The 12,551-nt window shown below is 72.8% G+C and carries 14 protein-coding genes; 5 read left to right on the forward strand and 9 right to left on the reverse strand.

All coding sequences use genetic code 11. The annotated features are described in order from the left end of the window. A complete protein-coding gene (locus ACFVFR_RS12940) occupies positions 1–201 on the forward strand; it encodes a DUF4177 domain-containing protein (RefSeq protein WP_383700504.1) in 201 nt (66 codons plus the stop codon). 228 nt (positions 202–429) lie between these two features. Here ACFVFR_RS12940 and ACFVFR_RS12945 read toward each other — a convergent pair whose 3' ends face one another. After that, positions 430–1,359 carry a phosphotransferase enzyme family protein gene (locus tag ACFVFR_RS12945; protein WP_383700506.1) on the reverse strand — a complete coding sequence of 310 codons (930 nt, stop codon included), beginning with the start codon at positions 1,357–1,359 and terminating at the stop codon, positions 430–432. Between the two features lie 113 nt (positions 1,360–1,472). Here ACFVFR_RS12945 and ACFVFR_RS12950 point away from each other — a divergent pair, with 113 nt between their 5' ends. Together ACFVFR_RS12950 and ACFVFR_RS12955 are read left to right on the forward strand one after the other, a co-directional pair. Beyond that, positions 1,473–2,381 (forward strand): glycerophosphodiester phosphodiesterase, encoded by a 909-nt coding sequence (locus ACFVFR_RS12950; RefSeq protein WP_383700508.1) that lies wholly within the window; start codon positions 1,473–1,475, stop codon positions 2,379–2,381. 435 nt (positions 2,382–2,816) lie between these two features. Further along, positions 2,817–3,347: a methylated-DNA--[protein]-cysteine S-methyltransferase gene (locus ACFVFR_RS12955; RefSeq protein WP_383700705.1), complete on the forward strand. Its 531-nt coding sequence runs from the start codon at positions 2,817–2,819 to the stop codon at positions 3,345–3,347. A gap of 56 nt (positions 3,348–3,403) precedes the next feature. On the opposite strand, the gene ACFVFR_RS12960 is transcribed toward ACFVFR_RS12955, so the two are convergent. From ACFVFR_RS12960 to ACFVFR_RS12970, 3 genes are all read right to left on the reverse strand, one after another. Then, positions 3,404–4,048 (reverse strand): uridine kinase, encoded by a 645-nt coding sequence (locus ACFVFR_RS12960; RefSeq protein WP_383700510.1) that lies wholly within the window; start codon positions 4,046–4,048, stop codon positions 3,404–3,406. A gap of 237 nt (positions 4,049–4,285) precedes the next feature. Next, positions 4,286–4,747 carry a type II toxin-antitoxin system PemK/MazF family toxin gene (locus ACFVFR_RS12965; RefSeq protein WP_383700512.1) on the reverse strand — a complete coding sequence of 154 codons (462 nt, stop codon included), beginning with the start codon at positions 4,745–4,747 and terminating at the stop codon, positions 4,286–4,288. 141 nt (positions 4,748–4,888) lie between these two features. Continuing rightward, complete coding sequence (locus ACFVFR_RS12970) at positions 4,889–5,584, reverse strand: S1 family peptidase (protein WP_383700514.1); 696 nt, start codon at positions 5,582–5,584, stop codon at positions 4,889–4,891. A 467-nt stretch (positions 5,585–6,051) separates the two neighbouring features. Between ACFVFR_RS12970 and ACFVFR_RS12975 the strand changes: the two genes are divergently transcribed. Further along, a complete protein-coding gene (locus tag ACFVFR_RS12975) occupies positions 6,052–6,375 on the forward strand; it encodes a DUF6343 family protein (RefSeq protein ID WP_383700516.1) in 324 nt (107 codons plus the stop codon). 82 nt (positions 6,376–6,457) lie between these two features. Here the strand turns inward: ACFVFR_RS12975 and ACFVFR_RS12980 are convergent, their stop codons facing one another. From ACFVFR_RS12980 to ACFVFR_RS12995, 4 genes are all read right to left on the reverse strand, one after another. After that, positions 6,458–6,829, reverse strand: coding sequence for a tetratricopeptide repeat protein (locus ACFVFR_RS12980; protein WP_176161062.1), 372 nt, complete (start codon positions 6,827–6,829; stop codon positions 6,458–6,460). Between the two features lie 300 nt (positions 6,830–7,129). After that, the gene (locus tag ACFVFR_RS12985; protein ID WP_383700519.1) at positions 7,130–7,582 is read right to left on the reverse strand and encodes a DUF3592 domain-containing protein; all 453 of its coding nucleotides are present in this window, start codon (positions 7,580–7,582) and stop codon (positions 7,130–7,132) included. A gap of 159 nt (positions 7,583–7,741) precedes the next feature. Then, positions 7,742–8,344, reverse strand: coding sequence for a dephospho-CoA kinase (gene coaE, locus ACFVFR_RS12990; RefSeq protein WP_383700521.1), 603 nt, complete (start codon positions 8,342–8,344; stop codon positions 7,742–7,744). Between the two features lie 299 nt (positions 8,345–8,643). Continuing rightward, positions 8,644–9,591, reverse strand: a complete 948-nt coding sequence (locus tag ACFVFR_RS12995; RefSeq protein WP_383700523.1) for a PAC2 family protein — start codon at positions 9,589–9,591, stop codon at positions 8,644–8,646. A 258-nt stretch (positions 9,592–9,849) separates the two neighbouring features. Here ACFVFR_RS12995 and ACFVFR_RS13000 point away from each other — a divergent pair, with 258 nt between their 5' ends. Then, positions 9,850–10,875 carry a nitrous oxide reductase family maturation protein NosD gene (locus tag ACFVFR_RS13000; protein WP_383700525.1) on the forward strand — a complete coding sequence of 342 codons (1,026 nt, stop codon included), beginning with the start codon at positions 9,850–9,852 and terminating at the stop codon, positions 10,873–10,875. A 106-nt stretch (positions 10,876–10,981) separates the two neighbouring features. Here ACFVFR_RS13000 and rpsA read toward each other — a convergent pair whose 3' ends face one another. Next, on the reverse strand, positions 10,982–12,493 hold the full coding sequence (gene rpsA, locus ACFVFR_RS13005; protein ID WP_383700527.1) for a 30S ribosomal protein S1: 1,512 nt from the start codon (positions 12,491–12,493) through the stop codon (positions 10,982–10,984). Positions 12,494–12,551 lie beyond the last annotated feature (58 nt).

Genomic DNA, 12,551 nt, shown 5'->3' on the forward strand with positions numbered 1-12,551 from the left:
ATGTACGAGTACAAGGTGATCCAGATCCGCGAAAAGCTGATCGGCGGCAAGATGTCGCCCGACAAGGTCGAGGATCTGCTGAACAAGTACGCGGCCGAGGGCTGGCAGCTCAAGGCGATAACGGCCGCCGACGTGAAGGGGCGCGTCGGCCCCGGCGGCGTGGAGGGGCTGCTCGTCACCTTCGAGCGCCCGCGCGGCTGACCCCCTCCGGCACGGGCGGTCGGGCCACGGGCGGGGCGACTCCGACCCGACCGCCCCGGCCGGACGCGGCGAGCAGCCTGCCCGGATGCCCGGCGCCCGCGCCCGGCGCGCGTTGCCACCTGCCGGTCGCCGGCACGGGACACGCCGGCGCGAGCCGCCTCGGACGCGCCTCCGCCGGCGCCGTGTGCCCCCGGGCCGCGCCGAGCACGGGCGTCGGGCGCCCGCCGCTCAGGGCCGCAGCGCCTCGAAGGCCGCCAAGCGCCGCCGGTGGTAGTCCACGTCCTCCTGGTCGGGCGGCGTGCCGCGCGCGCCCGCGGCGGCGAAGTACGCCGCCTCCCGGCGCAACCGGTGGCGCATCAGCTGGGCCATCGTCGTGTCGTCCACGTCCTCGGCCGTGCCGCCCTCCGCCAGGTAGGCGTCCACGAACCGTCGGCAGGCGGCCCAGTCGTCGGCGAACTCCCCCGAGAACTCCAGGGCCGCGCCCGCCAGTTCCACCTCCGGCGGCGCGACCAGCGCCTCGTCCCAGTCGAGCACGCCCACCAGGTGGCCTTGGTGGACCAGCAGATTGCCGTGGTAGTAGTCGCCGTGCAACGGGTGCTCCCGCCGCGCGCCCCGGGAGAACTCCGCCAGCCACGCGTCGAGTCGCGCGTCATGGAGAGCGGCGTCCCGGTACGTCACCTCGCCGCGCAGCCCGACCGCCAGATCCGAGACGACCGGCCGCTCGGGCACGTCCGCTCCGGCGAGCGCGTGGTGCAGGCGGGCCAGCAGCCGAGCCGCCCGCTCCGGTTGCCCCTGGTCGGCCACGTCCGCCCACTCGCCCTCGACGTAGGGCCACAGCGAGACGGGCCGCCCCTCCGCCCTGACGACCGTACGGCCGTCCGACGTTCGCAGCGGCACCACGGCCTCGGCCAGCCCCCCGTCCGCGGCGCACCGGGCCACGGCGTGGCACCACTCGGCCTCCTCGGACGTGCGCCAGCGCGGCCCGACGCGCACGACGACCGGTCGCGGCGGGCCCTCGCCGCTCGCGCCGTCCGCCCGGTAGGCGGCCGACTCCTCGCCGCCGTACAGGCGACGCGCCCCCGCACTGAGGCGAATCCCCCACGCCTGTAAGGCAACTGACTGAATTCGCTCCGAAAGTGGTATGTCCGCAAACGACACGACGCACCTCTCGTTCAGTTCCTGTCCATTCCGTGCCCGTCTGCCGGTACGGAACGACTGGGACTCTCGGCCCGTCCCGCTCGTCTCCGAGACACCCGACACGAGGAGTCCACATGCACATCCGTTCCGTCGCCGCGGCCACCGGCGCGCTGCTGGGCGCGTCCGCGTTTGTCCTGCCCATGGCGTCGGCCCAGGCCGCCGACCACCCGCACAGACCGGTCACCGTCGCCCACCGGGGTGCTTCCGCTTACGCGCCGGAGAACACGCTCGCCGCCGTCGACGCCGCCGCCAAGCTGAAGATCGACTGGGTGGAGAACGACGTCCAGCGGACCAAGGACGGCAAGCTGATCGTCATTCACGACACTACGCTCAACCGCACCACCAACGTCGAGGAGGTCTTCCCCGACCGCGCGCCGTGGAAGGTCGCCGACTTCACGTTCAAGGAGATCCAGCGGCTGGACGCCGGTAGCTGGTTCGGCCCGAAGTTCGCCGGCGAGCGCGTGCCGACGCTGAAGCAGTACATGAACCGGGTGAGCCGCAACCACCAGAAGCTGCTGCTGGAGTTCAAGGCTCCCGAGCTCTACCCGAACATCGAGCGCGAGACCCTCAACGAGCTGCGCCAGCAGGGTTGGCTCAACCGTCAGCACGTCAAGCACCGGCTGATCATCCAGAGCTTCAACGCCGACTCGGTCAAGGCCACGCACGCGCTGCGGCCCGACGTGAAGACCGGCTTCCTCGGCACGCCGGCCGTGGCCGACCTGCCGAAGTTCGCGAAGTTCACGGACCAGATCAACCCGCACTTCGGCTCGGTCAACGCCGACTACGTGGCCGCCGTCCACGCGCTGCGCGGCGCGCACGGCAAGCCGCTGGAGGTCTACACCTGGACCGTGGACGACGCCGCCACCGCGGTCAAGGTCGCCAAGGCCGGCGTGAACGGCATCATCACCAACAAGCCCGACGTCATCCGCGACGCGGTGAACCGTAAGGGCAAGCCCGTCCGCGACGCGGTGCCGGCGGCCTGACGCCTTTCCCACAGCGGTCTCACCACCGAGTTCCGCATCACCCGGCGTCGCGGCCCGGTCCTCCCTCGCACGGGGAGCACGCCCGTCGCCGCCGGGCACGGGTTCGCGCGGCCGGCGCACAGTGGTCCCGCCACACCGCTGAGCGTCAGCCGCGCGCCCCCGACCCCGTGGCGTTCCGCACGGTCCACGCGCGACCCGGCACCCGATTTCGGGCGGTTCGCCGGGCGGGAGCGCCTCGGAATCTCTTCCGCTCAGACGCGTTTTCCCAAGTCAACGGCGATTGTCAGTGCGCCGCTCTACGCTGAACGCGTGAACATCTCAGAGCAGGTGGAGCAGGGGGCACGCCCCTCACCGCCCGCGCCGGAGCGCGGCCAGCGTCAGGAAGGTGTGCCGGCCCCGGCGGAAGCCGGGGCGGCACGGCCCGGGAGTCGCTTCCTGGCCTGGCAGGTCATCGACACGACGATCGGCCCGTTGCTGGTCACCATGACGGGGCAGGGCCTGGTCCAGGTGCTCTTCCACGCCACCAAGGCGAGAAGCGCTGACGCCCTCGACCGCCTCTCGCGGCGGCTGGGAACGGCCGCGCCACCCACTCCCTCGCCCGACCACCCGATGGTCGCGGCGGCGGTCGCGCAGTTGGAGGCGTACTTCGACGGCGAGCTCCAGGACTTCACACTGCCGCTCGACTGGTCCCTGACCTCGGGATTCAACCGCCGCGTGCTGCGTGAGCTGGCGGCGCACGTGCCGTACGGCTCCGTGGTCGGCTACCAGGACCTCGCGGTCAGGGCCGGTGAGCCGGACGCGGCCCGCGCGGTCGGCGTGGCCATGGGGGCGAACCCGATCCCGGTGGTCGTGCCCTGCCATCGCGTCGTCGAGAGCGACGGGGGCATAGGCGGCTTCGGCGGCGGCCTGGAGATGAAGCGCACGCTCCTCGCGCTGGAAGGCGTCCTGCCTCAGCCGCTGTTCTAGGGTCGGGCCCCTGCCGCGCGGCGCTGTGCCGTGCGGGCGGGGCGCCCACCGGGCCGTCAGGCGTCGCCGGCACCGTTCCAGGCCGGTCGCCGGGGGTCGTCCGCGCGTACGACGACATCCGCGTGCGCCGCCGGGTCCACCTCCGTCTCGTACCGGGCGAAGGCGGGCAGCGTCCACCGCTCGCCGCTCTCCGTACGGCGGGCGAGAGCCGCCGGCGACAGCCGCAGGTGCACAGTCAGGTCGAACGGAAACCAGTGGCCGAGCAGCAGTGGGCCGTGCACCACCAGCACCGCGCCGGGCGACAGTCGCGCGTACGGCGACCGCGTCGCCCGATCGGTGACCGGGTCCCACAGGTCGGGGAGGACACGCCCGGAGCCGCCGGGGTCGAGGGGGTTGAACACCTCGCGCCACAGGGCGCCGGTGTCGGTCCACCCGTCGTAGTACGCCTCCACGTCCTGCCGGCCGTACTCGTAGCGCAGCGACGCGGGACGCAGGAACCCGGCCGTGGCCACCACCAGCACGGACCGTCCACGGACGCGCAGAGCGTCGGCGAGCCGCTCCGCGAAGGCGGCTCCCCCGGCGGCCGGCGCGCCATCCACCGCCACCCGCGACCAGGGCCCGCCGTCCGTGGTCTCGGTGCGCGTCACCCGATCGGCGAGCGCGTCCGTCAGCCGTTCCCAGGTGATCGCTTCGAGCCGCACCACACCATCATGCCGGCCGGCCTCGGTCCGCCCGTCCCCCGGGTCGGGCCCGGGGCGCCCCCCTCAGCGCGCTACCCGTGCGCCGAACCGCGTGGCGCCGCCCGGTCGCTGCGGGCGGGGGCACACTTCTCCCTCACCGCGCGGAGCGGTCGTGTGGGAGCCGTCGTCGCGGGGCCGGCCACGCGGCGTCGGGCCGGCGCCCGGCGGCGAGCGTCGGCTGCCCCGGGGGCCACGCCGTCAGCTCCAGCCGTAACGCTGCCGTAGCCGGGCCACCACGCGGTCGAAGCGCGGACGGTCGAGCGCGCACGCCTCGCGGCGCATGCCGTCGGGATGCACGCGCAGCACCCGGTCCAGGTCGACCCACGACTCCCGACCGGCGCGGTCCCACGGCCCCGCCCCGATCGGCACCCACTCCCGGTCGTCGTCGTGCCGCTTGCTGGACAGCTGCACGGCCAGCAGGGTCCCGGCCCGCTCCCGCGCCACCACCAGCACCGGCCGGTCCTTGCCCCGCCCGTCGTTCTCCTCGTACGGCACCCAGGTCCAGACGACCTCGCCGGGGTCGGGGGCGCCGTCCGGGTCGGGGGCGTACTCGGTCCGCACCGGGCCGACCTGCCCGGGAAGGGCTTCCGCGGTGGCCGACGGCCCGGCGCTGCCGGGAGGTGGGGACGCGTCGTGGGAGGTGTTGGTCGCTGACGTCATGCGGCCACGCTAGCCCGCGCGGCGCGCGGCCCACGTTCCCGGGTTCCGTCCCTCCACGGGGGCGATCCGGTGCGCCCACGGCACGAGCCGGGCAAAGGCTCCCCGGTGGGCGGCCCGGCGAACGGTGTCGGCGGGTCGGGGTCAGCGCAGCGTCAGGCCGTGCGCGGCCAGGACCGGGCCGATCGGCTGGTAGAACGTTCCGGCGCCGAGTCGGCACCCGCCCTTGGAGGCGACGATGAAGCCGAGCGCCCTGTTCCCCGCGAAGGCCGGGCCGCCCTCGTCCCCGCGCTCCGAGCACACGTTGGACGTGAACAGCCCGGTGACCACGCCGTCGGGGAAGTTCACGGAGACGTTCACCGCCTGCACGGTGCCGCAGTGGACACCGGACACGCGACCCACGTGACACATCGAATGGCCGATCACGGGGGACATGGCTCCCGCGATGTCGAGCGTGCCGCCCATGCCGTCGCGCACCTCGCCGGGGAAGGAGACGGCCGTGTTGGTGTAGCGGATGACGCCGTAGCCGGCGCGGGGGAAGCTGGTGCCCTCCGTCGTGCCGATCGGCGTCGTCCGCGCCGCGTCCGCGAACCAGGTGGTCCCCGCCTGGGCGCAGTGCCCCGGAACGATGCCGTACGGGTTGCCGTTCTTCTCCGCGTTGTAGCCCACGACGCAGGTGCCGCCGGTCCCGCCGTAGATCAGGTCGCCGCCGACCACGACGAGCTGCCGGCCTGCGGCTGTCGCGGGTGGAGCCCCCACGACGAGCAGGGCGAGCACGGCGAGCAGCACACCGGCCCACCACGGTCGTGTCGCATGGGCGGCGGAGGGGCGAGATCTCATGGTTCCTCCCGGATCGGGCGAGCAGAGCATCCGTGGGCCGCGCTGAACTGGTAGAGGTCCGCCACGTCCGTGGCGCCGACAGCGGCAAGTATGGTGCGCCGCCCGCGCCCTGGGGCACCCCCGTGCGCCGGTCGTCTCCCCCTCACCGCCGTACGCACCGCGCCCACGCGGCACGTGGCACACGGTGGCGGGTGGCTCGCAACGACGCGTGCCGCGCAGCGGTGGATGGCACGCTGCCGCGAAGGGCGCGTCCCCCACGCGGCGCCCTCTCGGCGCCGCACCGGGTCCCGTGCTTGCCGCACCCCGGCCCACGCGGCCTGCCTTCCGTCGGGCCTGACCCGGACACCCGCGCTCACCAGGCGATCGGCGCCGCTGGGGCGCCGCGCTCACGCTTCGTCGACGGTGGCGCGAGGACTTCCGTGGTCGCGGGCCGGTGGGAGTACCTTGGGCGTGGGAGACGCGTTGCGATGCCACGTACCGGCGACGAGCCACTACACGCCCGCAGCCCGCTACGGCTGCGCCTTGGCCTGGCCCTGTGGGGGCTGGTCTGGTCGCTCGCCGGCGCGATCGCCTTCGCCGTCGCGGGCCGGCCCGGCTGGGCGGCGGCCTGCGCGGCGGTCGCCGCCGTGACGCTGCTCGACATCGGATTCGTCGTACGACACCTGCGGCAGGGCCCCCACTACCAGCCCGCGCGCGACGTGCCTCCGTACGAGCCCGTCAGCGGCGAGTCCCCCGAGCCGGGTGAACGGCGACGGGACGGCGGCCGACGTCACCGCCCCCCTCGCTACTGATCGTCGCCGGGCCCACCCGCTGGGCCAGGCGGCGGGCACCGCCCGGCCCGGCCCGGCGGATGGGCCGCACGTGCGCGTCGAACTACCCCGCGTCGCCGAACCGGGCCGCCGCGATGAAGTCCGGGCGGGGGTCGAGAGCCGCCGCCAGTCGGAAGTGACGCGTGGCCTCGTCGGGACGGCTGGCGCGCTCCAGCGTGCGCCCCAGCGCGAAGTGGGCGAACGCGTTGTCCGGCTCGCGCTCCAGGACGTGCTGGAACTCCAGCTCGGCCGCGCGCAGCTGGGCTCCCAGGAAGAACGCGCGGGCTCGCAACAGACGGGCCGCGGTGTTGTCCGGGTGCGCGGAGATGACGGAGTCCAGCAGCTTCACGGCACCGCGCGGGTCGCGCGCCGCGAGCAACTGCTCCGCCGCACGGTAGTCGATCACATGCGTCTCGGGCGTCGGCTGCCTGGTCACTGCCGTCTCCTCTCCCGGCTTCCGGATACCGGTCGCCGGCTCATGGGCGTCGAAGCCTCGTTGACAACCTCCCGCCGCGGTGCGGACCCGCCTCGCGGTGCGTCAACACACGCGTCCTGCCGCCGGATCACACACGCCCACGGTGTTCGCGAGGTGGTGTCAGTGAGGACCACAACGGTCCGCCCCGAGTCTGTATTCCCAGGGCCTCGGCCGCCCACTCGCCCGCGCGCCCCCTGCACGACGCCCCGTGCCCCCCACCACCGGCCCCGGCCCGATCCGCTCGCCGTGGCCCCACGCGGCTCACGGGGCGAGCACGAGAACCAGCAGCCCCAGGAGCATCCAGGCCAGCCCCGCGCCGGCGAAGCCGTAGTCCCGGGCCAGGCGCTCCCGTCGCTGGATGACGACGGTGCGCGGATCGGTCCGGTCGTAGCGGATGAGCACATGGGTGCCGACGGTCAGCCGGTGGTGCCGGGAGGGCGCGACGGGGCAGGCGACCTCGATGACGCGGCCGTCCTCGGTGGTGAACTGCAAGCGCGGTCGTCCCCCGGTATCCGGTTGCCGCGCGCCGGCGCGCCCGCCCCCTAGCCGGGCCGGTCCCGACACCCGGGGCGCGGGCTTGACCAGCGCCCACGCCGCGACCCCACCGCGCCGCGACCGCCAGCTGTCGCGCAGGCCCACCAGCCCCGCCAGCAGCGCCACGGCCCCACCGAAGACCGCGCACAGCCCCATGACCGAGGCAGGCCCCGCCGCCATGGCCGCCCTCCCTTCGCCTCGCTCCCGGAGGTACGTCCTCACCCCGTTCGCCGCACCCCACCCGGTCGTACGCCGTGCCACGTCACGGCCGCGTCGTACGGGCACCCGGCCGGGCCGACCGGCGCGAGCGCCGCCCGTCCCACGGCGCCCCCGATACCGCTAGGCTCCGGCCGCGCGCTGCGTCAGCTGCGCCCAGACCGCCCTGACCTGCGGTTCCAGGGCTTCCAGCGGGCCGTCGTTGTCCACGACGAGGTCGGCGATGGCCTGCCGTTGCTCACGCGTCGCCTGCGCGGCCATACGGGAGCGCGCCTCCTCCTCGGTCATGCCTCGCAGCCGGACCAGGCGGTCGAGCTGTGTCCGTGGGGACGCGTCCACGACCAGGACGAGGTCGAAGAGGGGCGCCAGGCCGTTCTCGGTGAGCAGCGGCACGTCGTGGACGACGATCGCCTCGGCCCCCGCCTCCCGTTCCAACTCGACGGACCGTTCCCGCACCAGGGGGTGAACGATCGCGTTGAGCGCCGCCAGCCGCTCGGCGTCGGCGAACACGAGCGAACCCAGCTTCGGCCGGTCGAGCCGCCCGTCGGCGTCCAGCGCCTCCTCGCCGAACTCCGCCACGACGGCGGCCAGCCCGGGGGTGCCCGGTTCCACCACCTCGCGGGCGATCTTGTCGGAGTCGATCACGACCGCCCCGTAGGAGGCGAGCAGTCGCGACACCTCGCTCTTGCCCGCACCGATTCCGCCCGTGAGCCCCAGCTTCAGCATGGGCTCAGCCTATGTGGCGAGGCGCGCGCGAACAGGCCCCGCCCCGGCCCAAACGCAGGCGTCACCGATACGCGGTCCGCTTCCGAGAGCCGCGCCGCATACGCTGCCCGAGCAGGCGCTACGTCGCTGCCACTCCCCCGCCGGCCCGAGCCCACGGGCCGGCTCCAGCCACCCCGCGCGACGGCACCACCTCCGCGTGAGGCCCGCCCCCTCGCACGCCCCGACACGCACCCGCCGCACGCCTCGACGCGGGTCGGCGGACACGGCGACAGGACCTCGGCGGGCAGGAGTAGGCGCGGTCAGACGTCGCCGTCGCGCTCCGCGCGTTCAGCGAGGAACTGCTCCAGCTCCGCCCCGAGTTCCTCCGCCGAGGGCAGCTCAGTGGGCTCGGCCACCAGGCTGCCCCGCGTCTCGGCCCCGGCTATCGCGTCGTACTGGTGCTCAAGGCCGCGCACCAGGGTCACCAACTCCTCGTCCCCTTCGGAGATCTGTCGCTCGATCTCCTCCTGGGTCCGCAGAGCGGCGGTACGCAGCGAGTGCGCGACTCCGGGCAACACCAGCCCCGTCGCCGCGGTGACCGCCTCGAGGGCGGTCAACGCCGCGTCCGGGTACGGCGACCGGGCCACGTAGTGCGGCACGTGCGCGGCCACGCCCAGCACGTCGTGTCCGGCTTCGCCGAGCCGGAACTCGATAAGGGCCTCGGCGCTGCCCGGCACCTGCGCCTCGTCGAACAGGCCCTGGTAACCCGGGGTCAGATCGACCCGGTTGCCGTGCGGCGTCAGCCCCACCGGCCGGGTGTGCGGCACACCCATGGGAATGCCGTGGAAGTTGACCGTGAGTCGCACGCCGATGCGCTCCACGACCTGCCGCACGGCCGCCGAGAAACGCTCCCACTCCACGTCCGGCTCCGGTCCCGCGAGCAGCAGGAAGGGAGCACCGGTGGCATCGCGGACGAGATGGAGCTCGATGACGGGCGTGTCGTAGGCCGACCAGTGGTCGCGCTCGAACGTCAGCAGCGGACGCCGGGCGCGGTAGTCCACGAGTCGGTCGTGGTCGAAGCGCGCGACGACCTGATGTGGCAAGCCCTTCAGCACCCGGTCCACGATCTGGGCGCCGGTCTCGCCCGCGTCGATGTAGCCGTCGAAGTGGTAGAGCAGCACCAGCCCGGCCGAGTCGCGCGACGATATCGCGTCCACCGCGGCAAGCCCGCTCGGCTCCCATGCGTACAAGTCCTGGGGTTCCAACACCGTGAGCGCTCCTCCTCGTTCTCGTTGAGGCCAACGCCGTCACCACCGCCCACATTCCCGGTGATCGCCCTCCGTTGTGAGGTCGGCGCGGTCAGCAGTCGAACGCGCCGAACCGGGCGACACCACCCGGCGCCCGCCGCCCGTGTTGACGCGTTCACGTAATGGCCCTACGTTCCCGAGCCGTCCACGGACGCGCGCGGCCACCCTGGTCCGCCCGCCGGCACGACACCCCCAGCCCCCGACACAGAGGCAGCCCCCATGCGTACTTCTCCCGCCGACCCCGGCCACACCCCTCGCCCGCGCGGCCTCCTCGCCCTGCCCCTCACGGCGCTCGTCTGCGGCGGCCTGCTCGCCACGGGACCGGCCCTCCAGGGCGCGGCGCACGCCGCGCACGCCCGCCCCGCCGCGACCGTCCCCGTCTCCTCCGCCCCACAGCTCAAGGACGCGCTCGAAGCGGCCCGGCCGGGCGACACCATCGAGCTGGCCGACGGCACCTATCGCGGAAACTTCACGACCACGCGCCCCGGCAGCCGCGACGCCCCCATCACGCTCGTCGGCTCGACCAGGGCCGTCCTGAGCGCCGGGGGTGGCTACGGACTGCATCTGAACGGGGCCGACGCCTGGAACCTGCGCGGCTTCACGGTCACCGGCGGCCAGAAGGGCATCGTCATGGACGGGGCCGACGACGTACACCTCGACGGCCTCACCGTGCGCGATCTGGACATGGAGGCCGTGCACTGGCGCGGGTCCAGCTCCCACGGCTCGATCCGGAACTCGACCATCCGCGACACCGGAACCAACGGGCGGGGCATGGGCGAGGGCGTCTACGTGGGCAGTGCCGGCGGTACGTCGGACAGGAGCGACAACATCCTGATCGAGAACAACACCCTGGGCCCGGGCATCGGTGGCGAGAACATCGACATCAAGGAAGGCACCACCGGCGCCAGGATCATCGGCAACACCTTCGACGGCAGCGGACTGACCGGCGCGAACTACGACGACTCGTGGGTCGATGTGAAGGGCGACGACGTGCTCGTGGAGAACAACGTCGGCAAGCGCACCACCAACGACGGCTACCAGACGCACGCGGTACGGGACGGTTGGGGCTGCCGTGCCACCTTCCGGGGCAACAGGTCCGACCTCAGCGGGTCGACCGGGCCCGACCGGTACGCCATCAACGTCACCCACTACGACGCCCGAAGCTGCCCCGTGACCGTGACCGGCGACAACACCGTCACCGGCGGCCGGGGCCTGACCAATCCCGGCATCCCCGTGCGTGACTGATCGCGTCCGTTCCCGGCCATCGCCCGGCAACGGACAACGGCGAAGGCCCACCCCTCGCGGAGGGGTGGGCCTTCGCCGTCAGCTAGCGCCTAGCAGGGGGGAGAGCTCAGCTCTGCCCACCCGCCAGCTTCTCGCGGAGAGCGGCCAGGGCCTCGTCGGAGGCCAGGGCGCCGGAGGTGTCGTCCGACTCCGAGGAGTACGAGCCGCCGGAGACGTTGCCTCCGCCGCCCGTGCCGCCGGACGCCGGGGCGGCAGCACCCTCGGCAGCGGCCTGCTCGTCGGCCTCGCGGGACTTGATGACCTGCGCCTGGTGCTGCTCGAAGCGGGTCTGGGCCGTGGCGTACTGGCCCTCCCACTCCTCACGCTGCTTCTCGTAGCCGGGCAGCCAGTCGTTGGCCTCGGGGTCGAAGCCCTCGGGGTAGATGTAGTTCCCCTGGTCGTCGTACGAGGCGGCCATGCCGTAGAGCGTCGGGTCGAACTCGACCGAGGCCGGGTCGGCACCGAAGGACTCGTTGGCCTGCTTCAGCGAGAGGCTGATGCGGCGGCGCTCCAGGTCGATGTCGATGACCTTGACGAAGATCTCGTCGTTGACCTGGACGACCTGCTCCGGGATCTCCACGTGGCGCTCGGCCAGCTCGGAGATGTGCACCAGGCCCTCGATGCCCTCGTCGACGCGAACGAACGCGCCGAACGGGACGAGCTTGGTGACCTTACCCGGGACGACCTGACCGATCTGGTGGGTCCGGGCGAACTGCTGCCACGGGTCTTCCTGCGTCGCCTTGAGCGACAGGGAGACGCGCTCGCGGTCCATGTCGACGTCGAGAACCTCGACGGTGACCTCCTGGCCGACCTCGACAACCTCGGAGGGGTGGTCGATGTGCTTCCAGGAGAGCTCGGAGACGTGCACGAGGCCGTCCACGCCACCCAGGTCCACGAAGGCACCGAAGTTGACGATGGAGGAGACGACGCCCGAGCGCACCTGGCCCTTCTGCAGGGTGGTGAGGAAGGTCTGGCGGACCTCGCTCTGGGTCTGCTCCAGCCAGGCACGGCGGGACAGGACCACGTTGTTGCGGTTCTTGTCCAGCTCGATGATCTTGGCTTCGAGCTCCTTGCCCACGTAGGGCTGGAGGTCGCGGACGCGGCGCATCTCCACGAGGGAGGCCGGCAGGAAGCCACGGAGGCCGATGTCGAGGATGAGACCACCCTTGACGACCTCGATGACGGTACCGGTGACGATGCCGTCCTCTTCCTTGATCTTCTCGATGGTGCCCCAGGCACGCTCGTACTGGGCGCGCTTCTTCGAGAGGATCAGGCGGCCTTCCTTGTCTTCCTTCTGGAGGACAAGGGCCTCGATCTCGTCACCGACGGCGACGACCTCGTTGGGGTCGACGTCGTGCTTGATCGAGAGCTCGCGGCTCGGGATGACACCTTCGGTCTTGTAACCGATGTCGAGCAGGACCTCGTCCCGGTCGACCTTCACGATGACGCCGTCGACGATGTCGCCGTCGTTGAAGTACTTGATCGTCTCGTCGATCGCGGCGAGGAAGGCTTCCTCGTTACCGATGTCGTTGACCGCTACCTGCGGGGTGGTGGCGGTGGTCTCGGTGCTGCTCGTCATGTGGGAAAGGGCTCCGGTACGGACATTGAAGTCGTAGGTACTGCTACGCCGAGAACCC

It is taken from the genome of Streptomyces sp. NPDC057702 (assembly GCF_042799315.1).
In the GTDB taxonomy this organism is placed as follows: domain Bacteria; phylum Actinomycetota; class Actinomycetes; order Streptomycetales; family Streptomycetaceae; genus Streptomyces.